This window comes from Paenibacillus sp. FSL R5-0912 (assembly GCF_000758605.1).
Taxonomy (GTDB): Bacteria; Bacillota; Bacilli; order Paenibacillales; family Paenibacillaceae; genus Paenibacillus_AQ.
The window spans coordinates 3,539,021-3,560,424 of sequence record NZ_CP009282.1; the positions used below are offsets into that span (position 1 = coordinate 3,539,021).

The 21,404-nt window shown below is 50.3% G+C and carries 24 protein-coding genes; 12 read left to right on the plus strand and 12 right to left on the minus strand.

Annotated features, from left to right (window positions below; genetic code table 11):
• Positions 1-208 precede the first annotated feature (208 nt).
• Complete coding sequence (fabF, locus tag R50912_RS14900; RefSeq protein ID WP_042236000.1) at positions 209-1,447, minus strand: beta-ketoacyl-ACP synthase II; 1,239 nt, start codon at positions 1,445-1,447, stop codon at positions 209-211.
• 134 nt (positions 1,448-1,581) lie between these two features.
• Here fabF and R50912_RS14905 point away from each other — a divergent pair, with 134 nt between their 5' ends.
• Positions 1,582-2,427: a helix-turn-helix transcriptional regulator gene (locus tag R50912_RS14905; RefSeq protein ID WP_042236001.1), complete on the plus strand. Its 846-nt coding sequence runs from the start codon at positions 1,582-1,584 to the stop codon at positions 2,425-2,427.
• Between the two features lie 119 nt (positions 2,428-2,546).
• Entirely contained in the window at positions 2,547-3,656 is a 1,110-nt protein-coding gene (locus R50912_RS14910; protein WP_042236002.1) for a citrate synthase/methylcitrate synthase, read from the plus strand.
• A 93-nt stretch (positions 3,657-3,749) separates the two neighbouring features.
• On the opposite strand, the gene R50912_RS14915 is transcribed toward R50912_RS14910, so the two are convergent.
• A complete protein-coding gene (locus tag R50912_RS14915) occupies positions 3,750-4,037 on the minus strand; it encodes a hypothetical protein (RefSeq protein ID WP_042236003.1) in 288 nt (95 codons plus the stop codon).
• 342 nt (positions 4,038-4,379) lie between these two features.
• Positions 4,380-4,502, minus strand: coding sequence for a hypothetical protein (locus tag R50912_RS36210; protein ID WP_269322102.1), 123 nt, complete (start codon positions 4,500-4,502; stop codon positions 4,380-4,382).
• Positions 4,503-4,591: 89 nt separating this feature from the next.
• Between R50912_RS36210 and R50912_RS14920 the strand changes: the two genes are divergently transcribed.
• The gene (locus R50912_RS14920; RefSeq protein WP_042236005.1) at positions 4,592-5,359 is read left to right on the plus strand and encodes an exodeoxyribonuclease III; all 768 of its coding nucleotides are present in this window, start codon (positions 4,592-4,594) and stop codon (positions 5,357-5,359) included.
• A 79-nt stretch (positions 5,360-5,438) separates the two neighbouring features.
• On the opposite strand, the gene R50912_RS14925 is transcribed toward R50912_RS14920, so the two are convergent.
• Entirely contained in the window at positions 5,439-6,989 is a 1,551-nt protein-coding gene (locus tag R50912_RS14925; protein WP_081956507.1) for an amidase family protein, read from the minus strand.
• 30 nt (positions 6,990-7,019) lie between these two features.
• Positions 7,020-8,150, minus strand: coding sequence for a VanZ family protein (locus tag R50912_RS14930; RefSeq protein ID WP_042236007.1), 1,131 nt, complete (start codon positions 8,148-8,150; stop codon positions 7,020-7,022).
• Between the two features lie 217 nt (positions 8,151-8,367).
• Between R50912_RS14930 and R50912_RS14935 the strand changes: the two genes are divergently transcribed.
• From R50912_RS14935 to R50912_RS14955, 5 genes are all read left to right on the plus strand, one after another.
• Complete coding sequence (locus R50912_RS14935) at positions 8,368-8,715, plus strand: hypothetical protein (RefSeq protein ID WP_042236008.1); 348 nt, start codon at positions 8,368-8,370, stop codon at positions 8,713-8,715.
• A 90-nt stretch (positions 8,716-8,805) separates the two neighbouring features.
• The gene (locus R50912_RS14940; RefSeq protein ID WP_042236010.1) at positions 8,806-9,354 is read left to right on the plus strand and encodes a hypothetical protein; all 549 of its coding nucleotides are present in this window, start codon (positions 8,806-8,808) and stop codon (positions 9,352-9,354) included.
• A gap of 102 nt (positions 9,355-9,456) precedes the next feature.
• Positions 9,457-10,689 (plus strand): aminopeptidase, encoded by a 1,233-nt coding sequence (locus R50912_RS14945; protein ID WP_042236012.1) that lies wholly within the window; start codon positions 9,457-9,459, stop codon positions 10,687-10,689.
• Between the two features lie 169 nt (positions 10,690-10,858).
• On the plus strand, positions 10,859-11,395 hold the full coding sequence (locus tag R50912_RS14950) for a sigma-70 family RNA polymerase sigma factor (RefSeq protein ID WP_042236015.1): 537 nt from the start codon (positions 10,859-10,861) through the stop codon (positions 11,393-11,395).
• Positions 11,385-12,518, plus strand: a complete 1,134-nt coding sequence (locus tag R50912_RS14955) for a DUF4179 domain-containing protein (RefSeq protein WP_081956508.1) — start codon at positions 11,385-11,387, stop codon at positions 12,516-12,518. The genes R50912_RS14950 and R50912_RS14955 overlap by 11 nt, the downstream gene beginning before the upstream one ends.
• 93 nt (positions 12,519-12,611) lie before the next feature.
• On the opposite strand, the gene R50912_RS14960 is transcribed toward R50912_RS14955, so the two are convergent.
• Positions 12,612-12,986: a hypothetical protein gene (locus R50912_RS14960; protein ID WP_052416342.1), complete on the minus strand. Its 375-nt coding sequence runs from the start codon at positions 12,984-12,986 to the stop codon at positions 12,612-12,614.
• 195 nt (positions 12,987-13,181) lie between these two features.
• Here R50912_RS14960 and R50912_RS36455 point away from each other — a divergent pair, with 195 nt between their 5' ends.
• Complete coding sequence (locus R50912_RS36455; RefSeq protein WP_197073084.1) at positions 13,182-13,322, plus strand: type 1 periplasmic-binding domain-containing protein; 141 nt, start codon at positions 13,182-13,184, stop codon at positions 13,320-13,322.
• A complete protein-coding gene (locus R50912_RS14965; protein ID WP_042236019.1) occupies positions 13,309-13,494 on the plus strand; it encodes a hypothetical protein in 186 nt (61 codons plus the stop codon). Before R50912_RS36455 ends, R50912_RS14965 begins: the two co-directional genes overlap by 14 nt.
• Before the next feature lie 22 nt (positions 13,495-13,516).
• Here R50912_RS14965 and R50912_RS14970 read toward each other — a convergent pair whose 3' ends face one another.
• A complete protein-coding gene (locus R50912_RS14970) occupies positions 13,517-14,812 on the minus strand; it encodes a DUF5050 domain-containing protein (RefSeq protein ID WP_042236021.1) in 1,296 nt (431 codons plus the stop codon).
• Between the two features lie 280 nt (positions 14,813-15,092).
• Here R50912_RS14970 and R50912_RS34975 point away from each other — a divergent pair, with 280 nt between their 5' ends.
• Positions 15,093-15,242 carry a hypothetical protein gene (locus R50912_RS34975; RefSeq protein WP_156123134.1) on the plus strand — a complete coding sequence of 50 codons (150 nt, stop codon included), beginning with the start codon at positions 15,093-15,095 and terminating at the stop codon, positions 15,240-15,242.
• Between the two features lie 22 nt (positions 15,243-15,264).
• Positions 15,265-15,531 carry an SDR family NAD(P)-dependent oxidoreductase gene (locus R50912_RS33310; RefSeq protein WP_197073085.1) on the plus strand — a complete coding sequence of 89 codons (267 nt, stop codon included), beginning with the start codon at positions 15,265-15,267 and terminating at the stop codon, positions 15,529-15,531.
• A gap of 102 nt (positions 15,532-15,633) precedes the next feature.
• Here the strand turns inward: R50912_RS33310 and R50912_RS14980 are convergent, their stop codons facing one another.
• From R50912_RS14980 to R50912_RS15000, 5 genes are all read right to left on the minus strand, one after another.
• On the minus strand, positions 15,634-16,788 hold the full coding sequence (locus tag R50912_RS14980; protein ID WP_042236022.1) for a hypothetical protein: 1,155 nt from the start codon (positions 16,786-16,788) through the stop codon (positions 15,634-15,636).
• Between the two features lie 64 nt (positions 16,789-16,852).
• Entirely contained in the window at positions 16,853-18,424 is a 1,572-nt protein-coding gene (locus R50912_RS14985) for a DUF4179 domain-containing protein (RefSeq protein ID WP_042236024.1), read from the minus strand.
• Positions 18,393-18,974, minus strand: coding sequence for an RNA polymerase sigma factor (locus R50912_RS14990; protein ID WP_042236025.1), 582 nt, complete (start codon positions 18,972-18,974; stop codon positions 18,393-18,395). Before R50912_RS14990 ends, R50912_RS14985 begins: the two co-directional genes overlap by 32 nt.
• A gap of 202 nt (positions 18,975-19,176) precedes the next feature.
• Complete coding sequence (locus R50912_RS14995; protein ID WP_042236027.1) at positions 19,177-20,022, minus strand: ornithine carbamoyltransferase; 846 nt, start codon at positions 20,020-20,022, stop codon at positions 19,177-19,179.
• 95 nt (positions 20,023-20,117) lie between these two features.
• A complete protein-coding gene (locus R50912_RS15000; protein ID WP_052416347.1) occupies positions 20,118-21,248 on the minus strand; it encodes a serine hydrolase domain-containing protein in 1,131 nt (376 codons plus the stop codon).
• Positions 21,249-21,404: the final 156 nt, after the last annotated feature.

Consider the following 21,404-nt stretch of genomic DNA (forward strand, 5'->3'; position numbering starts at 1 on the left):
GAACGTACAACATTTAGGTCTAGAGTGCTTCCTAAAAGACTCCATTCTCCCAGTAACGAATCCAATGTCAGATATTGTCGCCTGTGTTCCAGTCCCGCTGCGTGACCGGTAACTTGTATGACAAACAGCGGGTCTCCATCCGGAGATCCGCTGCTCAGGTAGCAACATTCTATTCCCACACCACTGAATACCGTAAGCTTACCTTGACTTACTCCTCATACCTGCGCAGTACGATGACCGCATTATGTCCGCCGAAGCCAAAGGAATTGGAGATCCCGATCTTCAGATCCGCCTGACGGGCATGGTTAGGAACATAATCCAGGTCGCACAATTCGTCAGGCTGCTCCAGATTGATTGTCGGCGGAATCAGGCCCTCCTGCATGCTTTTAAGCAGAGAGATCGCTTCCAGGCCGCCAGCGGCTCCGAGTGCATGTCCGGTCATAGATTTGTTCGCTGTAACCGGAATCCGGTAGGCGTCATCGCCGAACAGCTTCTTGATTGCCATGGTCTCAGAACGGTCTCCGACGATCGTACTGGTCGCGTGGGCACTAATTACATCCACCTCCGCCGGAGTGATTCCGGCCTCTCTCAGCGCCAGCTTCATCGCCTGGTAGGCACCTATGCCTTCAGGATGAGTGGCTACCATGTGATAAGCATCAGAGCTGGCACCATAACCGGTTACTTCGCCATAGATTACAGCATTTCTCTGCAAGGCATGGGAGAGCGACTCCAGAATCACAATTGCGCCGCCTTCCCCGATAACAAAGCCGTCACGGCTCTGGTCAAAAGGCCGGCTGGCCTTCTGCGGCTCCTCATTGCGGGTGGATAGGGCGGTTGCATTGCCGAAGCTGGCCAGGGCAATTTCGGTCACCGCCGCTTCGGCACCCCCGGCGATGATCACATCGGCTCCGCCGTAACGGATCAGGCGGAAGGCCTCGCCGATGGCCGTGTTACCAATCGAGCAGGCAGTGACCGGCGAGAGGGTCGGCCCTAAGGCTCCAAGCTTAATGCTGATCATTGCTGCTGCCATATTGGAGATCAGCATCGGGATCAGGGTTGGACTTACCCGCTCCGGGCCACGCGAGCGCAGCAGATCACCCTGCTCCATCAGGGTCTGGATGCCGCCTACTCCGGAGCCTACATAGACACCGAGCCGTTCGCGGTCAATCCTGTCCAGCTGCAGGCCGGAATGGGCCCAGGCCTCCTCGGCGGCGGCAAGTGCGAACTGGCTGAACCGGTCCATGCGCCGCGCTTCCTTGCGGCCGAATCTGGCGTCAGGATCGAACTCTTGTACAGAGCCGGCAATTCTGGTCTTAAAATGTGCAGTATCAAAAGTAGTAATCGGAGTGATCCCCGATTCACCAGCAGCCAAGCGGCTCCAGAACTGTTCGACGGTATTGCCAAGCGGCGAAATTACGCCCATCCCTGTGATCACTACGCGTTCCATACGATAATCCTCCTGTTCAAGCTTCTTTATAGATCTATTTTTCCATTTAACTTATCCTATTACAAGTTGTAGTTTATACTAGTATAATTACTACCACACTAATAGGCAGACCAACCGGAAGGCAGGGAGATTCAATGTCCAATCAGAACAGGCTGCAAGCATTATCCGATTTCCTGAAATCCAGACGTGCGGCCATCTCGCCGGCAGCGGCAGGACTGCCGGAAGGATCGCGCAGAAGAACGCCGGGGCTAAGACGCGAAGAGGTGGCACAGCTGGCCGGAGTCAGCAATACCTGGTACACGTGGCTTGAGCAGGGGCGTGACATCAAAGTATCTCCATCCGTTCTGGATTGTATTGCCGCAGCACTGCGGCTGACCAAGGATGAGCGGAGTTACTTATTTGCCCTGGCCCTGGATAACGGGCCGGGAAGTATGATTTATCCTCAAGAGGAGAGCTCAGTGATTCATCCGTCCCTGCAGAAGATCCTGCAGGAGCTGAAGAGCTGTCCGACAATTATCTCGGACCGGCACTGCGGTATTGTCGGCTGGAATGAGGCGGCCGCACATGTGTTTCTCGATTTCGCCAAGCTGCCGCCGGAGCAGCGCAATATGATCTCCCTGCTATTTGTACGCAAGGAATTCAGACGGCTGGCCGTGAACTGGGAGCAGTTTGTCCGAGGGTACCTGTCGATTTTCCGCGCCTATTACGGACAATATCTGGAGGACCGCTGGTATGATGATTTCATTATGGAGATGAAAGATCAGCATCCGGAGTTCCATCAGCTATGGGAGGAGAGCCGGGTAAGCTCCGCTCCGGACGTAGTACTGGAGTTCCGGCATGCCAAAGCCGGAAAAATGCTGTTCCATTTAACCTCACTTCAGGTGCAGGGCAGCACCGATCTGCGCTGCAGCATCTACACCCCCGCCGGAGATTCCAATACCGAATCCAAGCTGAAGCAGCTGATGGAGCCTGAATCATAGGGTGATAGATATTATTTATGGAATCATAAAAAACTATAAATATACAATATCAATTTTGACGTTTATACTCCTTATATGATGAATTAATTCCTGCGGGATCGTAAAAGGAGCAAAGGTCAATGGCTAAAGTAACCGGATTGGAAGGCGTAGTTGCCGGAGAAACTGAAATTGGATTGGTTGATGGGGAGAAAGGACATTTGGTATACCGCGGATATTGGGCCAAAGAGCTTGCGGTAAGCAAAAGTTACGAGGAAGTGGCTTATTTGCTCTGGAACGGGCGTCTGCCGGATGCAGAGGAACTGGCGCTGCTCAAGGCACAGATGGCAGAGGAAAGAGTTATTCCAGAATATCTTTGCAAAATGTTGGATCTGTTTCCGGCGTCGGTACCGCTTATGCTGGTGCTGCAGAGTGCAGTTGCCGCGCTAGGCGATAAAGAGAATACGACCTGGCCGCCAACGCTGAAGCAAGCGGTACGGCTGACAGCCGTTCTACCGGCGATCATCGCATACAGAGCCCGCAGCCTGCAGGGCCTGGCACCGCTGGATTCGCTTCCTGAGCTTGGTCATGCTGCGAATTATCTGTATCTGCTGACAGGAAAGCTGCCGGAGGAAGCCCATGTCAAGGCGCTCAGCGCCTATCTGATTCTCTGTATGGAGCATGGCATGAATGCTTCGACTTTTGCCGGGCGGGTAGTGCTCTCGACTGAATCCGATATGTGCGCAGCGGTATGCGGAGCTATCGGGGCGATGAAAGGACCGCTGCATGGCGGTGCACCTTATGAAGTAATCTCAATGTTGGAGGATATCGGGACGGTAGAGCGGGCAGAGCCTTGGCTGCGCAATGCGCTGGATAACGGGACGAAGCTGATGGGCTTTGGACACCGCATCTATAAGACCAAGGACCCCCGTGCGGAAGCACTGCAGATTGCCACGCTGGAGATGATCGGCAAGGATGCATCCTTTGACCTTGCTCTGCATGTAGAAGCCACTGCAATTGCACTGCTGGAGGAATACAAACCGGGCCGGCGGCTGTTCACTAACGTCGAGTTTTATGCCGCAGCCATTCTGAAGGCGCTGCAGCTCTCACCGGAGATATTTACTCCAACGTTTACGGCTGGTAGAATTGTCGGCTGGACGGCCCATATACTGGAGCAAGCGGCCAATAACCGGATTTTCCGCCCGCAATCTACGTATATCGGACCGATGCCTGAATCAGAGGTTGTGTCATAGCAGCACAAAAACATCCCCGGCCGTTAAACAGCCGGAGATGTTAAACAAGGGAATGTTAATGAGAGAGTATGAGGGGGATACTCTGACATTAGATTAGAAATCAGAGGTTGCAACTTCGATGGTGCCGAAGACTGCGCCTGCAGCTGAGCTGAGAAGTGCGGCAACAAGCAGCAGGTTTACAGAAATTGTGAGACTGTTCAGCGCAGGAATAGTATAAGTGACGACTGGAGCATTGACTCTGTAAAGAACAAGGTCCACAGGGAAACCGGAGTTGTTATTTACAGTTACAGCCGCGTTGATGCCTCCAGCCAGATTCTCATAATATGATTTACCAACGCCTGCAGCCAGGTTGAAGAATTGTTGCGGTAACAAGATTGCCATGGTAATGACCTCCTTTTCGTTTGATAGGATATCATATTCGCCGAAACTATGATTGCTGCAACGAATGTCTTGGGAGATTAGCACATTTTAATAGGGTGATGAGAGTTAGAATGAAATAGAAGAAGAGCCTCTACCCATGGCGGGCGGAGGCTCTTTGCGGTTCGATTACTCTATGGATTTGGTCTATGACCGAAGCTGGAGCATTTTACGCCCGAAGAGCATTCCGGCAAAAGACATGGCAGCTATGCTGAAGTAGAGCACTCTGCCGCCGTAAGCCTGATAGATTGCGCCTCCGCATAGGAGGCCAGCATGCCGGACACTCAGCTCCTTGCCCTTGCGCAGTCACCAGAAGATTAAGGGGAAGACTACAATCTCGCTGATTGCGGCTATGAAAAAGGACTGGCCTACCAGTGCAGATTTGCCTCCCAGCTCCAGAAGATAGACCCCGATAAAGGTGTCGTCCATCCGTGCCGGACTTAAGTCAAGGCTTACCGGGTGCGAATAGTATGGTACACTGGAGCTAATTCTAGTGAATGGTAAGGAGAATGACAACGATGAAGCTGGTGTCCTGGAATGTAAACGGTCTAAGAGCTTGTGTGAATAAAGGGTTTAACGAATATTTCCGGGAAAGCGCCGCAGACATCTTCTGTGTACAGGAAACGAAGCTTCAGGAGGGTCAGATTGTTCTTGACCACGGTGAGGAGTATTCGCAGTACTGGAATTATGCCCTCAAAAAAGGATATTCAGGCACAGCCGTCTTCACCCGGATTAAGCCGCTGTCTGTCAGATATGGTCTGGACAAGGAGACCGAAGACGAGGGAAGGATTATTACCCTGGAATTTGCAGACTTCTATCTGGTGAATGTATACACTCCGAATGCCAAACGGGATCTGTCGAGACTGGATTACCGGATGGAATGGGAGGATGAATTCCGCAATTATCTGCAGAAGCTGGATGCGCATAAGCCGGTTCTCGTCTGCGGGGATTTGAATGTGGCGCATCAGGATATTGATCTCAAGAATGCCAAATCAAACCGCGGCAATTCAGGATTCACCGATGAAGAACGCGGAAAGATGACAGAGCTGCTGGAGGCCGGGTTCGTTGATACTTTCCGGTATTTCTATCCTGAGCTTGAAGGTGCCTACAGCTGGTGGTCCTATATGCCGAAGGTAAGAGAGAAGAATGTAGGCTGGCGGATCGACTATTTCCTCGCTTCCTCGCGGCTGGCCCCGCGCCTCCTGGATGCAGGGATAGAGTGTAATATTCTTGGCAGTGATCATTGTCCGGTAGTCCTTCATCTTGCCGATGCGGCGGGAGTGTAGATTTATATTTGTTGTACAAAAGAACATAAAGCATAGAGGCGGTATCCCGGGTTGCGGGGTACCGCCTCTATTTGTAACATCAATCAGCTTCTCCGGCCGTGTCAAGAAGCGGAGGGCGCCGGTGTTTCGTGGCCTGCTCGAAGCTGTAAGCAATGCCGATCAGCACGGCTTCGCTGAAGGCTGAGGCGGAGAAGGTGACCCCCTGTGGACCGTTGGTGATATAGCCTCCCGGTGCAGTTATCCCGGTAGTGGTATATCCGGCCGGGACTGTAATGAGCGGATAGCCGGCTCTGGCTGCCAGGTCAGTGCCGTGAAATCCGGCAAACATGATGGCATCCAGACCGTAATGCTCCAGTGCATAATCGATGCCTTGTCTGCCAGCCATGGACCGGGAGAATTGCAGCTGCTCCAGATATTCCTGCTCCGTAATGTCGTCTCCGGAAGTATCCAGCCATTCAAGCGTTCCCTGACCATATTTCAGCGCCTGTGCGCTGTGCTGGTTGTTGAATTCGATTAACTCCTGCAGGGAATGCACCGGGATAGAAGCAGGCAGGCCGCTTAAATAACGGTTTAAGCCTTTTTTGAATTCATATTGCAGAATAACTGCATTCCACTCGGCATTCTGGCAAGGAAGCTCAATGGGATCAATGACTTCAGCGCCAAGTTCTTTAAGAACAGCTATGGCAGATTCCATCAGGAGCAGAGCCTCCTCATCCAAATCCCGATAATAGAATCTCGGGATACCAATCCGTTTGGATTTCACGTATTCAATATCCAGAGAGGCAGTATAATCCTGTCTGCCTGCTGTCCCATCCGATAAAGTCCCGTGGGGATGCTCTCCGGTACCGGCAATGATACTGAGGAGGAGTGCGGCATCCGATACGGTTCTGGCCATCGGACCGGCGGTATCCTGGCTGCCGATCCCTGGTATAATCCCCGCATTGCTTACCAGCCCCCACGTAGGTTTGATGCCGGTAAGCGAGTTCTGGGCAGCCGGACAAATGATGGAACCCGAAGTTTCCGTGCCCAGAGCGGCAGCTGCCAGGTTAGCGGCAACGGCCGCAGCACTTCCCGAACTGGAGCCGCCAATGAACAGCTCGCCGGGCCCGTAAGGATTCAGCACCAGTCCGCCGCGTGAGCTGTATCCCGCCCACATGGTGGGCGACATGAAGTTGGCCCACTCCGTCATATTTGCTTTTCCCAGAATCACTGCGCCTGCAGCGCGCAGCTTATTAATTACTACGGCATCTTCAGCAGCCCTGTAATCTGCCAATGCCAGCGCTCCCGCACTGGTGTGCAGCTTGTCCGAAGTAGCGATATTATCCTTAACAAGTACTGGGATTCCGTGCAGCGGACTACGCACTCCCTTGTCCCGGCGTTCCTGATCCAGCCCCCGGGCAATCTCTAGTGCATCCGGATTAATCTCCAGTACAGATTTCAGCAGGCTGTCATACCGGTCAATCCGCTCTAAATACAGCGCTGTTAACCGCTCGGAAGATAATTTTCCCTGCTCCATTTCCTGCTGCATGGCTGTTATATCCGCTTCAATTATCCATTCCTGCCATTCCCGGGCGGGGGATTGAATGTTGCTGAGGGGGTTGCTGCTAAGGTCTGCATCATTATTTTTCATGGCTGTTTTCTTCTCTCTATACATAGAATTTTAGTTGGCTAGCGTCTCAGCGGCAGCAGCCGGCTGCGGGTCCGGCCAGGTAATCACATTGCGGGTCCGGCTCCACTCTTCATAGAATAGCGGCCGGTCACGCTTAAACATCCGCAGAATCAGATGAATGAAGAAGATCAGATCGGCAAGCGCGGCTGTAATTCGTATAACCGTAGAACTGGCAGTGCCGAAATTAAGCATTAAGGCAGAATCAAGGGACAGGAAGTTTATTCCTCCAAGCAATCCATAGAGTAGTCCATACCTCACCCACACCATCCATAATTTGAGCGGACCGCCATCCGCACTGCCCAGCCGGATTCGCACCACCCATTTGCCGAGCGTCCGCCCTCCGGTAAAGAGAGGGACAATCAGGAAATACACCACACTGACTGCCCAGAATGAAATATTCAGAGATAGCTGATTGAGCAGAAGTGCCGCTGACATCCATAGGACTGCATCCAGCAGGCAAGCGAGGCCTCTGCGGGTGTAGGTAACCTTTTTGGCGGATAAATCCTCCTGGCTGTCCAGCTGTTCAATCCGCGGCAGCAGTCTGGAGATCCATAAGGCGATCCGGAATCCGGCTATTCCGCCGAACGTATTGGTGATCAGGTCATCGACATCAAAGATCCGGTAAGGATGGTCGAAGAAACCGTAAATTCCGGTAATCTGTGTAATCTCAAACAATAGCGACAGCCCGAAAGATAGCATGATGCACACGACCCATCGGGTCCGGAAATAGTAGCCCAGAAACAGCCCGAAAGGTAGAGTCAGTACAACATTGAAGGCAGCCAGCAGGAAATCCGTTTCACGCAGTACGTTAAGATAGCTTGACGGGTCATTACGCGAGAGATGCGTATTGCGCAAGATGTCCTGAATGAACTGCAGCGGCACAGGCTGGAGCATATGCCCGGTAGGCGCAGCATTATGGCGTGAGTCAGGCATGGGCAGCAGCACCAGGAAAAAGGCGTTCAGCAAGTATAGGAGCAGCAAATAGAGGATCAGTGCCCGAATCTTGTTGATATAACCGTGCCGGCGGTATTGAACGATCAGGAACGGCAAAGTGAAGAGCAGTGCCGCTAACGGAAAAGCCATAAATGCATAAGAGATCGGAAAAAGATAGGATTGAAACATGGTTCACCTGCTGCCTTTAGTTTTTGTCTGAACGATTTCTCGATAGGATGCTAAACATTATGTATGAGACCCCGGTACTTAACGTTGCAGACTATTCCCCTATTATAACTTGCTTGAACCGACTTCAGTATAGAATTAAACCTGGCCTTAATCCATGGAATTAATCATTCTATCCGTTCTTTCCTGCATACATATGAGGAGAGGAGCGTGAGACAAGATGGAGAAGAAGGTACAGCAGTATTATAAACTGAAGACCAGGCAGAAGGAGCTGGAAAAGGAGCTGGCCGGGCTGAGGCAGGATATTCTGGCCTATTTTGCTGAACAGGGCAAGGCGGAGTCGGTTATCGGCAGCTACAAAGTGAAGCTTGTCACGCAGAACCGGAAGGAATATGATGATGATAAGCTTTTCCAGACATTGTCAGATCCTGAACTATGGAGGCTGCTCTCCAAGGCAGATCCGTCCAAAGTAGCGAGTCTCACGAAATTGAAAGTGATTGACGAAGAGAAGATTTCGCATACGTATGACTTGAAGACAATTACGCTGCTGCAGGTGGATAAACAGTAGATTCTGCGGTACCGGAGGCGGAGGGGGAAAGCACTTTCCGTCTCCGGCGCAGCAGGTCCTGGAGATTAATATGATTGGAGGGGGATGGAAATGAACAGGACAAGGACCGGAATGAAGAAGGCCCGGTTTCGCCTCGTTGCAGGAGTGCTGCTCATTATCGCTCTAGGATTGCTTGCCTTTTTTTACAGGGAGATTTCTTCCGGACCGGAGAAGCTTCAGGCATGGCAGAAGGTATTCAATCTAACGGTTCATGCTGCAGACGGAACACCGGAGCTGGCGCAGCCGGATCGTGAGGCTTCTTATGGAAGCTACCGTGTAACCGACAGCAAGGCACCCGGATATACGCTGATTGTAAATGCTGAAGATGCGGATGAGATCAGGCTGAGTGCAAGTACGGGCAGCTTTATACGCTGGAATGCGCCGGATTATAAGGTGAACCAGGTTGGTAAGGAGATTACTATAGCGCCGGGTGAGACGATCTATTGGACTCCGTTAACCGGAGAATCATCAGAGACGATTACAGAGAGTGAGCTGACAATGTCTGCTTACCGGCATAACTCGGTGTTCAGCGAAGCCCGGTTTATTATCCGGAGTGATGAGAGCGGTGTCTATACAGGAAAATGGGCAGAGGGGGATTAACTGATCGCCACATGCCCTTTTTTGCGTTAAAATAACAAGTGGGTTTGTTCAAGCAAGGCAAGAATCATTTACAGACGGAATAGATACGGAGGAAGAGAAGATATGAAGGATTTTGATCTGATGCTGGAGAAATATGCAGAGCTTGTGGTAAAGGTTGGCGTAAACGTGCAGCCAGGGCAAGTGCTGATGGTGCATGCACCGCTTGAGACCGTGGAGCTTACCCGGCTTATCGTGGGCAAAGCTTATGAGGCAGGGGCTAAATATGTGCTTGTGGACTGGGATGATGAAGCTGTAACCCGCATCCGTTATGAGAAGGCTTCTGAGGATTCCTTCGGATATTATCCGCAGTGGCACGCGGACATGCTGGAGGGATTCGCTGAAGAAGGCGGGGCTATATTACATATTAAGGTGCCGGACCCTGAGCTGTTCCGCGGAATTGATTCCGCCAAAGTCTCAACAGCAGTTAAGGCTGCTGCGGTAGCACGCAAGAAATATCAGAACTATACCCGCAACAACCGAATCAGCTGGTCGCTGGTCAAGGCACCAACTCGCGCCTGGGCGGACAAGGTATTCGCTGATCTTCCTGAAGAAGGCCGGATTGAGGCAATGTGGGAAGCAGTATTCCAGATGAACCGCGTGGGCAGTGAGGACCCGGTTGCTGCATGGCGCAGTCATATCGGTGATCTGAAGCAGAGCCAGGAGCGGATGAATGCCAAGCGTTACAAGAGCCTGCATTACCGTGCACCGGGCACGGATCTGCGCGTAGAACTGCCTGAAGGTCATCTGTGGCGCGGCGGCGGAGGCGAGAATGCCGGCGGTGTATATTTTGTAGCGAATATGCCTACGGAAGAGATCTACACGATGCCGCATCGAACCGGAGTCAATGGTACTGTCAAAAGCACCCTTCCGCTGAACCTGAACGGACGGCTGGTGGACGGAATTACGGTTACCTTTACGGACGGCAAGGTTACAGCCTATGATGCCAAGTCCGGGCGTGAGCATCTGACCTCGCTGCTGGACACGGATGAAGGGGCCTCTTATCTTGGGGAGGTGGCACTGGTGCCGCATAACTCTCCGATCTCCCGGCTGAACAGAGTGTTCTATAATACCGGGATCGATGAGAATGCTTCCTGTCATTTCGCTCTAGGCAGTGCGTATCCGGTTAACATTGAAGGCGGGACTTCCATGACAAGCGAAGAATTGATTGCCAGGGGAGCCAATGTCAGCCTTACACATGTCGATTTCATGATTGGCTCGGCGGAGCTTGATATTGACGGGGAGCTGGCCGATGGGACCATCGAGCCGGTGTTCCGCCAAGGTAACTGGGTGCTGTAGCCGAAGGATATTCGGCGGCTTATCAGCTGCGTTCCACAAGTAAGGCCGCATTTTTTCCCGGTCAGCGGGGAATGCGGCTTTTTTTGTTATAATCATTGCCGCAGGATAAAACTGTTTGTGACACCTCTCCGTCTAATTCATGTAAAAGTGATGGAGAGGAGAGGGAGAGATGACGATGTCCGGGGCAGAGATGAAACGGGTTGCTGCCGCTGTGCCGCATGAAGAGATGGATTTTGTTAAGGCGGTTATGGAGCACAGCAATCAGCTGTATCATATTGCATACAGTTATCTGGGCAACCGCAACGATGCGCTGGAAGCCTTGCAGGAAACAACCTGCCGGGCCTGGATGAAACGAAGAACCCTGAAAGATCCCCAGGCCTTCAAATCCTGGCTGATACGGATATTAATCTATGTCTGCATTGACGAACAGCGGAGAAGGAAGAGGGCGGTCACAACCGCAGCGGAGAACATGATTGAGCCGGTCATTCATAACAGCACTCATACTATGGAGATGCAGTGGGCACTCTCGCAGGTGAAGCTGAAATACCGTCATGTGCTGCTGCTCAAATATTACAATGATATGACCTTGGCTGAAATCGCCGTCCTGCTTAAGAAGCCGGAAGGGACAGTCAAAACCTGGCAGCACAAAGGATTAAAGCAGCTTAGGATGATTATGAAGAACCGGGGTGAATGGAATGAACAGTAGCAGGGAAGAACGGGCGATGTTGTCTGATGCGGTCCGTATGCACGAGGCAGCTGAAGCGGACGCCGGAGGCAATGCGGTCAGAATGGCAGTTCAGGCGGGAATGGAGAGCGGACGCAGAAGAAGCTGGCAGAGCAGATTCACCAAAGGTTCTTTCATCGGTCTGGCTGCCGCTGCGGTTGCCGCAATGATCCTATTTTTCATTCCAGTAATCCACGATTCTGCATCGCATACTTCCGCGCCTCCTGGAGCAGTGAATTGGGGAGAGCTGGAAAAGTTTAAACGGCTCTATTCTTTTGATATGGAGGCAGCGACTCTGGATTCAGCTATCCGGCATAATTATATCCAGATGATTAATCATAGTGCCGCTAGCGGAGATTACAAGATCACATTGAATGCCGTTACAGCGGATGAGAATCGGATTATCTTTTTGTATACTGCAGAAGTGGCTGAAGGCCAGGAGGTCTATGGTACCAGCAGTGCACGAATGAAGGATCTATCGACAGGACAATATTTGGAGAACGGTGGCGGAATCGGAGGCAATAGGGCGGCTTCTGGCCTGCTCAATAACCGTATTTACTACGGCCTAAGCATTATTAATCTGGACCGGAACAAGCCGTTCCCGGAGCAGCTGGAAGCGGATTTCCAGATCGCCTCTGTAGACACCGGCAAGCTTGGTCAGCCGAAGACAGGGACAATTGTAGCCGACATGCATTATTCTCCCAGACTCAAGGTCAGCTTCAAGCTGGACCCGAAATTCAAAGAGCAGCAAACTGTCATTGTTCAGCCGGATGAAGACTTCGTCCTGGACGGGATCGAAGTGACACTGGAGAAGGTTGAAATCTCACCCCTTCTGATCCGGACGATGATTAAAATTAAGAATGAGTCAGATATTACCTGGCAGAACAGGCAAAATATATTTGAAGTTGTATACGGGAATGAAATTCAGTCGATTACAAAATATGGAATTGTCCATCTAGGAATGACGCTGGGATCCGGGACTTATGAGGGGTTTGAACGGAGATACGGCAGCAATCTGCTGGATCAGCCCAAGTCCCTGAATATGATTCTGAAGACAGGTACGGGGAAGAATGCCAAGGAAATTAACGTGCCCATTCTGCCGTAAAATATGATGAGAGCAGGCTGACCGCCGGTATTTTCAGCGCGTCAGCCTTTGTGCTGTGTCACCTGTGCAGTGTGTAACTATTAAGGTTAACACTTATTCAATCCGGTTATTGAATCTGAAGGCAAGCAGGTACCCGTCGAAGGTCTCTCCGGTGCACTCTGTATATTGACCCTGCGTATAGCGGGAGACCGTCTTCCGCCAGAATTTCTGTCCGGTTAGATTCTTCACCGCCGGATTGGTAAATAGCTCCCATTCGCCCCGGAACCGTCCAAACAGCTCCACAGCCGCTTGCTCCGCGATACCAATTCCCCTGAAGGGCTGCAGCAGAAAAAAGTCATTCACGAAATAATTCACCCCCTGCGCGCAGTGCGGCGGAGTGGCAATCAGTGCGAAACCAGCCGGCAGTGAATTCACCATGATCAGAAAAGGGTAGAGAATCCCGGGTTTCTCCCACCAGATATTCTGCACTTCATACTGGTCCGCCAGTGTGCGGCATTCGTCAGCATCCTCAAATATACCGTGCCGGTTAGGGGTATGCCCTAAGAGGGCAAGGCCTACGGGAAACGCTCTTAAACCGGGCTAATTCAGAATGCCTTCTCTGGACAGAAAACTTGATATTAAGCGGTATGCTGTGCCAATGACCTCGTGGCTATGGGGGCAATTATGGAATTAGGCCGTAAGGGGATAAAGTTGCCTGACGATCTCTCGGTGATTGGCTATGATGATGCTTTTTTACCGCATATACGAAGCGCCGCTTACCACCATACGTCACCGGTAGGAAGAAATTGGAATGCTTGCCGCTGAATTGCTGATTGAAATGATGAATGGCGGAGCCGGAAGAAGTCTGCGGCTTGATCCAGAACTTTTCAGACGGGATATAGTTATTTGTGTGAATTTATATTTAAATGAAAAAAAGGCCATGCAGCTGTTATATCAGTGCATGGTCTTTCGTTCTGGGCTTACACTTCAATATTGAAGCGAGCCAGTTTCTTTAGTATTTATTTCGTAGAGACCAGGCCAATAAAAGTTACGGGACCAGTCGAAAGCTTGGTTTTGGTTTTACCATCATTGCTGAACCGGTACAAACAATCGTTGTCTCCAGCGTTAATATAATATATACCCGGGATATCGTTTGTAATTACGGAGTAGTCAGATTCTACACCCGCCATCTTGGTCAGTGTTGAATCGGCATTCAGTACATAAGCATCGGTTTTGGTATAAAAAATGGTAGTAAGCGTGGTTCCATTCTTTACGGTTTGGACATTGATAACATTAGTCAGTGCAAGTGCCTTAGAAGAGGCTATTTTGCCATTTGCAAGAGTGCTGATATATGCTTTGCCTTTGGAATCCACATATGCCAGTTTGGTATTGCTTAACTCGCTGATGCTTAGGACACTATTCTGGCTCAGTTGAAGGATTTTTCCGTTTTTGTCAATCAGGAAGCCTTTGCCAGTAGTGAAGTTGTTCTCTCCATTTGCATCAAGTTTAATCCCTTTGTTAAACAGGAAGTAATTATTGGACCAGGTGCCCGCGTACACTTCATTTGAATCCAGCGGACTTTTGGCATTGGCTGCTTTGGGAGCCCCTCCGCTTAAGGGAAGCGTGTAGAGCACCTTAGAATTAAGGGAATATTCTGTTTCACCAGGAATAGTGTCAATCATCAGGTTAAGGCTGGCACCATACGGGTGGATGAAACTGGCATCCTGAATAGCTCCGCTGGCGATCCATTGAATGGCTCCGCTCCCGTCACTAGGCTTAGAAGCTACCCAGGTAGTGGTTGTATCCTTCAAGGCATTATAGTAGATTCGTCCATTCAGGACGTCGAAGCACTGGAAGTTCGCATCTGCATTGTCTGCGACCCGCGTAAGCTGGGTATCATCTTCAGCATTGGCTGAAGTCCGGTAGATGCTGCCCGTGTCATCCATGAAGTACAGGAAGTCGCCATCGATCAAGAAATAGACAATATTGCGATCTCCGCTAAAATTGGTGATTAAGGCATCGGGATCAGTTAAAGATAGGCGCTGTATACCCATGGAGCTTTCATAGTAAAAATAGAGATATTTACCTGTCGACATTAATCCGTTGCCATCGAAATTCTCGGCGATTTTCTGTGTTTCACTTCCGTCTGTCGTTACACGGTATAGAACTTCATTGGATACATAATACACATATGCTTTACCTGCTGCCGCTGAAGCCGTTTGTGTCCGGCTGGCGCCTGCTGTACCGATGGTAACCAGTAACAGTGCAAGTAGAATGCAACCTAGTTTTTTGGATAATAACTTTAAAGCGTTCATGTGAAGTCTCCTCTTTGGCAGATGTGGTATACAGTAAATACTGTCCTAATAAGATATCGGAGAGATTCACAATATGTAATATAAATCTAAAGAACCAATTATTAACTGAAACATAAAAGTTATCAAGGAAGTTGCTAGGGGATTCTGCGTTCTTATGTATGGTGAAAGGCGGTAATCCTACGGGGAGGAAAGGAAATATAGTCTGACGAGTGATGGAAAGAGTCCCAAGACTTGCACGAATGAGAAAATGTAACCGAACCGCATTATACGAGAAGTATAAGTGGAAGCACATGGCAGCGGACTGGGCCAGGGGGCGGCGATCGGGCTGGCCAAAAAGGGACATAAGGTGATCGCTTCCGTAGATACGATCTCACAAATGTTCCCCTTGCGGGAGGCGGTAGAGAGGTGGCAGAGAGGCGGAGGGCGTTGAGCTTGAGGTGGTGAAGCTCGATGTGAACAATAAGCGGGACCACAGCCAGCTGGAAACCTATGATTTTGATATCTATGTAACCAACGCCGGTATCGGCGAAGCCGGACCGGTTGCAGAAATTCTGCTGGAGAATGTCCGCCGGATTATTGAGACTAATGTATTCAGTTCACTGGAGATGACTCAGACGAGCATCGAAGCCAAACATCATCCGTTCCAGAAGGTCTATCCCGAGGCGGCTGAGCTGCTGGTGAAGGAGAATGAGCGGAAAATTTGGGATGAGAAAATATAAATTTGTAGTGAATACAGGGAAGCGGGGACCGGCGCATAGCTGATCCCCGCTTTTTTTGCGTGTGGTAGGTACGCTATCGAAAATTATGCTAGTGACTGCATATTATAAAGAATCTGTTCCTATATAGGCCTCAAGCAGTTCCCTTGAGGTTTTGCCCACCAGCAGGTTGCCGTCACTGGTCCATTTCAGCAGACGTCCCCTCTCCAGCTTCACGGCTTGCCGGGTCTTCTGATTAAGCAGCCAGATATCCGAATTCATACCTTGAACCGCATAATACACGGGCTGGTCTCCAGGCTCGGGGAGGAAGTGCAGCTCCTCCGGGAATTTCACCTTTCCGGCGGATTCCTCGAAGAGAAGCAGCAGGCCAGCGGGAAGTGAAGGCTTCTCCAAGAACTCAGTTACCCCAGTATCGGTATGAACCAGATTCACTCCACCGTTACCATATTGCTCATATCCGCTGACCGGAACTGTGAGGATACCGGGATCTTTCCAGGCCATCGGATAAATAAACAGAAATCCGTCACTGTGGCTTTGGACGCTGGCCCTCGGTTTGCTGAAGACTTCTTCGCCCTTACGGTTCAGCACAATCAAATCGGCGTCAGGACCTATATACGGCTCAGAGGCAACAAGCAGGGCAGCCTGGCTGTTATCCGGAGATGCGGTGAGGCCATATACCGGCCGCTTGGCAGTATACAGCTTTTTGGCTTCTCCGGTTGTAATATTCACCAGGTATAAAGTGCGGTTTCCTTTGACAGCGAAAATCTCATCATTCAGCAGCCGGTCGGCATAGAGCACATCATTGCCGTAGTCATTGCCGTAGGGAGGTTCCTCACCGGACCATTGCGGTGCCGGCCAGGATGTTATGCTTCCGTCCTCCGCCAGAAGCTCTGGCTGCTCACTGCCGATGTGGTAGATAAGCAGTTGCTGCTGTTCGTTCAGTCCGGTCCTTACCGGTTGAAACAAGTTAATGGCTGCTGAAGCCCATTCTCTTATAACCTCTCCCTGTTTGCTGACGAGCCGGACACCCCGGAAGGAATCTGCCGGATCCGGTATAGCCTCCGCACCAGGGGCTACGGTAACTCCAGGAGCAGACGGGGAAACGGCAGGTTCAGGTGTGCTTGTGGCCACCGTTCCTGTGAATCCTGGAGCAGCGGATGAGGAAGAAGACTTAGGGGGACCAGCCTGCACTGAACTGCAGCCGCCGAGTGCAGCAATGGTTACAAGCAATAGCAAGAATAGCCTAATACTGCGGTTCATAGATTCACATCCATTTCCTATTATTGGGATAATGAATCCCTATTATTAGGAATAGACGCGGAAATCATTGTGAAGTTGCAGCCGAGAGAGGCAACTCGAAGCTCCAGTCGGCGTCATTGAAGAGCTTGTCTGTGACTGTACGGATTAGCGTCAGCTCCTTCGGAATGGATTTCATACCGTCAACAATCAGATACACAAGATCAGAGTTCCCACTACTCTGGCCAAAGGTAACGAGATCCCCCTCCCGGTAGGAACCCCAGCGGATTACATCATACTCGGTGCCATTGCCGTCCCGGGCTATCCATTTGTCCATATCGAATTCATTGCTGAATTTGCCGCTGACAGCCATCCAGGCCGACAGACCCGGCAAGGTCTGAGTCTCAGTGATCTTTATATTATTCACATTCAAGATATCGCCCTCTGCTGCAAAGACAGCAGGCTTTGTCTTCAGCAGCGCCGGATTGAACGTTAATGAATCATCCGATTCAACAGGGATGGAGAAGCCGTCGAGTACGAAATAAATCGGCTCGCTGAGATATGGAAGTTCCGTTAAATGATAACTCCAGTTCAATTGGAGATCATGACCGACGTTGTACATCTCAGACATTCCGCCATATTTAGTATTAATGAGCGATCCTACGATTTGACCTTTGGCATTCTCGAAATGATACCTGACACCCAGATTAATCCTGCGGTTCTCCGGAACTTGGGAGGCCAGCTTATCCTTAAGCAGGGTACTGAATTCAATTTTGGCACCGGCAGGAGAATGCGTGATGCCTTTCATCAGAATTTCCAGCCCTTCAGGTGTGGTGTAGCTGTATTTACTCAAATCAGAGTTCACTGTCAGAGCGTTGGCGGTTGTCATGTCTGCAGCATAACTGAAGCTCCAATTCCCCGAAATCCTATCATTGGTCTTGTAGTCCAGCATCAGCTCATGAACCTTCCCTTCAATGAATACGGTATCCCCGGGCTGTTCTCCTTTGAAATAATAGGTTAATAACAGATATTCAATCCTGAACTTATCGGGGCCGAGCTTAGTACTCATATGATTGATGACCTGCAGGTCTCCAATTTCTAGCCCTTCCTCGTTACGGAGCTGCAGCTGGGTGATATCAAACATACTCATCATTTCTTCATCTGGCTGACCTTTGGCATCGGTAATTCTCAGATTCAGAATCATCCGGTTCGGGTCGGCAACAACCTCTTGAAGCGTCAGCGTATAGCCCTGATCCGTGACCTCAATATCAGGCAGCTTCACTACCCCGGCTTTCTTGGCTTCCAGCAGGTGATGGTCACTCCACTCGGAAGGCAGTATGAGCAGCCGCTGGGATTTGGCGGATTGGATCTGCTGTAGAGCAGATAAGTCCGGGAGCAGGAACAGCAGGACCGCCAGCGCAATGGCAGCTGTACCCAAGCCTGCCCATAGTACATTATGCCGGAACCTTCTGCGGCCGGGATTGCTGGTATAGCCAGCCATGGACCCGCTTGATGCAGGCAAAATCTCCGTCTGGCGGATTTGCTCCATAACACGCCCCGTGAAATCCTCATCCATCTGATGATCTTCATAACCGGACAGAGACATCAGCATAACCTCATCTGCCACATTATCGTGTGTGCGGTAATCCGATTTTTTCATTGGAATCCTCCTTCGGTTTCGGCCATTGTTTTTTGAGCTTTAAGCGGGCGCGGTGCAGACGGTTCTTCACCTGATGCAAGGTCATTCCCGTGATGGCGGAAATTTCCTCATAGGTCAATTCATTGGTATAACGCAGCAGCAGCACGATCCGGTAGCGTTCCGGAAGCCGGGCCAGCTTTTTTTGCAGCTCCAGCTTGTTTTCCTTGATCATATACCGCTCTTCAGGTGTCGGGGCCTGATCCCTCTCTTCCAGAATGGAGCCTCCCGAGAAAGAGAATGCCTTGCGCCGCTTCTGTGATCTGAACCGGTTGATGGCAATGGCGTAGAGCCAGGCGGCGAAGCTGGACTGCTCATTATGGCTGCGCAGCTTCTGATAGGCCTGAATGAAAGTCTCCTGCGCCAGATCCTGCGCATCCTGATGGCTCGCACCGAGACCCAGCAGCAGACGGTATAAACCGGATTTATACTGGTCAACCAGTATAGCAAAAGCCTCACGATTTCCGGCCAGCACCTCGGCAATTATGATTTCGGCATTGTCTTGTTCCTTCATCTATTGCCTCCAAATGGACGTATTTACTTATAAGACGCGCAGACGGTCCGATCTTTCTCACTTTTAGCGCAAATATTTCGTATCCGGTTCTGATCTTAGGCAGCAGTTTCTGAGAAGCAGGCTGTAAGGAACAAATTGAAAGCTGTCCGAAGACTGCCCTGAAGGAATTTATTTAATGAACAGGTTCAATCCGATCCTGCAGTTAATGGGATAAACAATAGATAAGAATGGCCTGCTGCAGATAGATCAGACTTTTCTTGAATCCGAATCCGGCAAAATAAGGTGAAGCAATCGCATCTTCACTTACTTCCTCATTGCGGAAGAAGGGCGGGCAAGGATTTAAGATTGCCTCCGGTTTGGCACATCTCATCCGCTCAAGGGTAATTTGGTAGGCACCAAGATACTCCTGCGTCAGACAAGTTACGGGCAACGAATCGGTAAGAATAACGTCGCTCTCCGGCAGAACACTGTCCAGACTGGTGTGAAACGCATAGTTGGTGGTATTTGTTCCCATTTCATTTCCAGGTGTGCATACATGATTAAATGAGAGGTTCAGGGCCTTGGCGGCTTCCATCCAGCTTCTGGATATATTGCCTGCCGGACCTATGAAGGTGTAGGTCAGTTCCCGGTAGTTCTCTCTGATGGAGCGCAGGGCGTACAGGTCAGCCAGAATCTCACAGGGGTGATTGTGCGCAGTCATGGCATTAATCACTGGAATCGAAGCGTGCGCCGACAGCTCTTCCAGCTTGGACAACTCCGGATATCTGGCGATAATACCGTCCCCCCAGTTCTCCAGATAGCGGATCATATCCCCGGGGGATTCCTTCTTATCCAAAGCGTCCGGAGGAAAGGTGATATAGGCTCCGCCCAGGTCCCGGATGCCTTTCTCGAAGCTGATCCGGGTCCGCAGACTGGTATCGGGGAAGAACAGAATCATCGTCTTACCATCAAGTAAAGGCTCCGGGCTTCTGTAACGAAGCTGATCGGTTAGTTCAAATATTTCAAGGATCTGCTCAGCGGTGAGCTGGCCTATATCCAGAAAATGCATTGTGGTATCCTCCTTGACATGGGTATATTCATTACAGTAACTGTATAAATATACATTAATGCGGAAGGATATACAAACCAATTAATGACAAAAAGTTACTGGTGTTGAATGATAGTATTAGAGCTCACGACTTTGACCAAGCGCCCGATATACTGAATGGGGAGGAGGGTATCCTGGGGACTCTTGGAGAAAGCCGAGTTTACGACAATTACCAGATCAAGGTCGGGTACGAGGGTCAAATATTGGCCGGCATAACCCATACCGAAGATGGCCTTGTGCCCGCTGTACTGATTCATCCACCAATGGTAGCCATAATTACCGAAATTCGCATTTCCCTCCGAATGCGGAGAGGTCGATTCCTGGATCCATGCCTCCGATACAATACGTTCACCATTCCATATGCCAAGGTTAAGCACCAATTGGCCAATCTTCGCCAGATCCCTTGGCATCATCTTCAGTCCGAAACCACCTGAATTCGAATCATCAGGTGAACTAGGCCACTCTACGCTATTAATGTCGAGAGGACCCAACAGATATTCCTTGGCAAAATCGAGTTCGGATTTTCCAGTCGTTTTTCTGATAATCGCCGCCAGCAATTGGGAACCGCCAGTATTATAATTCCAAATACTACCTGGAGCGTCATTCATTGATTGGCTAAGTATAAATTGGTTCCAGTCCTTGGTCTCCGTCATAGGTTTGAGCATATAATTCCACTCGGTCCATTCCGGGAAATGCAAGCCACTTGTCATACTGAGCAGATGCTCTATGGTAATAGATTTCTTAGCTGATGAATCGAACGAATCCTTATATTCGGGAAAAAAAGCCTCGATCGGCTCATCAATTCCTTTCAGATAGCCTTTGTCGATAGCTATCCCGATTAAGAGCGAAGTCACGCTCTTAGTGATGGAGTTTACAGCCAGCATAGAATCCGGCATGCCATCCTTGTAATACTCGGAGACGATTGTGCCGTCTCTAACAACAAGCATGGAGAGAACCGCCGATTCCTTGGCTTGTTGCATCACTGCCTCGATTTCCTTGGAATCCATCCCTACCTGCTCTGGAGTGCCGATCGGCCACTCCCCATTAGGCAAGCTAATCACCTTGGAGCTGTTGAGGGATGGCACAGAGGTTGAGGACTTTTCGGAAGAGCAAGCGGAAGTGGTAAGGATCAGACAAACTGCCCCAGCCACCATGGCCAGCTTAGCAAAGCTGAATAATTTGTTCACAGCGTAACACACCCCTTAAGTTTATAAGTCGAACTCCCTTATGGTAGTGTAATGGGCGCGTATCGTCTTCCAATTTCTTGCTAACGAATTAACAAATCTTGCTATAATAAAAAATAAGGCTGAACCTATGAATGGGATAAAGGAAAGGTGGGAAAC

Excerpts from the sequence above, each read along its gene's own strand:
- R50912_RS14950 (WP_042236015.1), top strand. The coding sequence starts at position 10,859 with ATGACGATGTCCGGGGCAGAGATGAAACGGGTTGCTGCCGCTGTGCCG.
- R50912_RS14940 (WP_042236010.1), top strand. The coding sequence starts at position 8,806 with ATGAACAGGACAAGGACCGGAATGAAGAAGGCCCGGTTTCGCCTCGTT.
- R50912_RS14970 (WP_042236021.1), bottom strand. The coding sequence starts at position 14,812 with ATGAACGCTTTAAAGTTATTATCCAAAAAACTAGGTTGCATTCTACTT.
- R50912_RS14930 (WP_042236007.1), bottom strand. The coding sequence starts at position 8,150 with ATGTTTCAATCCTATCTTTTTCCGATCTCTTATGCATTTATGGCTTTT.
- R50912_RS14935 (WP_042236008.1), top strand. The coding sequence starts at position 8,368 with ATGGAGAAGAAGGTACAGCAGTATTATAAACTGAAGACCAGGCAGAAG.
- R50912_RS14965 (WP_042236019.1), top strand. The coding sequence starts at position 13,309 with ATGCTTGCCGCTGAATTGCTGATTGAAATGATGAATGGCGGAGCCGGA.
- R50912_RS14980 (WP_042236022.1), bottom strand. The coding sequence starts at position 16,788 with ATGAACCGCAGTATTAGGCTATTCTTGCTATTGCTTGTAACCATTGCT.
- R50912_RS14905 (WP_042236001.1), top strand. The coding sequence starts at position 1,582 with ATGTCCAATCAGAACAGGCTGCAAGCATTATCCGATTTCCTGAAATCC.
- R50912_RS14945 (WP_042236012.1), top strand. The coding sequence starts at position 9,457 with ATGAAGGATTTTGATCTGATGCTGGAGAAATATGCAGAGCTTGTGGTA.
- R50912_RS14915 (WP_042236003.1), bottom strand. The coding sequence starts at position 4,037 with ATGGCAATCTTGTTACCGCAACAATTCTTCAACCTGGCTGCAGGCGTT.
- R50912_RS36210 (WP_269322102.1), bottom strand. The coding sequence starts at position 4,502 with ATGGACGACACCTTTATCGGGGTCTATCTTCTGGAGCTGGGAGGCAAA.
- fabF (WP_042236000.1), bottom strand. The coding sequence starts at position 1,447 with ATGGAACGCGTAGTGATCACAGGGATGGGCGTAATTTCGCCGCTTGGC.
- R50912_RS14925 (WP_081956507.1), bottom strand. The coding sequence starts at position 6,989 with ATGAAAAATAATGATGCAGACCTTAGCAGCAACCCCCTCAGCAACATT.
- R50912_RS36455 (WP_197073084.1), top strand. The coding sequence starts at position 13,182 with ATGGAATTAGGCCGTAAGGGGATAAAGTTGCCTGACGATCTCTCGGTG.
- R50912_RS14910 (WP_042236002.1), top strand. The coding sequence starts at position 2,547 with ATGGCTAAAGTAACCGGATTGGAAGGCGTAGTTGCCGGAGAAACTGAA.
- R50912_RS14990 (WP_042236025.1), bottom strand. The coding sequence starts at position 18,974 with ATGAAGGAACAAGACAATGCCGAAATCATAATTGCCGAGGTGCTGGCC.
- R50912_RS14985 (WP_042236024.1), bottom strand. The coding sequence starts at position 18,424 with ATGAAAAAATCGGATTACCGCACACACGATAATGTGGCAGATGAGGTT.
- R50912_RS14995 (WP_042236027.1), bottom strand. The coding sequence starts at position 20,022 with ATGCATTTTCTGGATATAGGCCAGCTCACCGCTGAGCAGATCCTTGAA.
- R50912_RS14920 (WP_042236005.1), top strand. The coding sequence starts at position 4,592 with ATGAAGCTGGTGTCCTGGAATGTAAACGGTCTAAGAGCTTGTGTGAAT.
- R50912_RS14955 (WP_081956508.1), top strand. The coding sequence starts at position 11,385 with ATGAACAGTAGCAGGGAAGAACGGGCGATGTTGTCTGATGCGGTCCGT.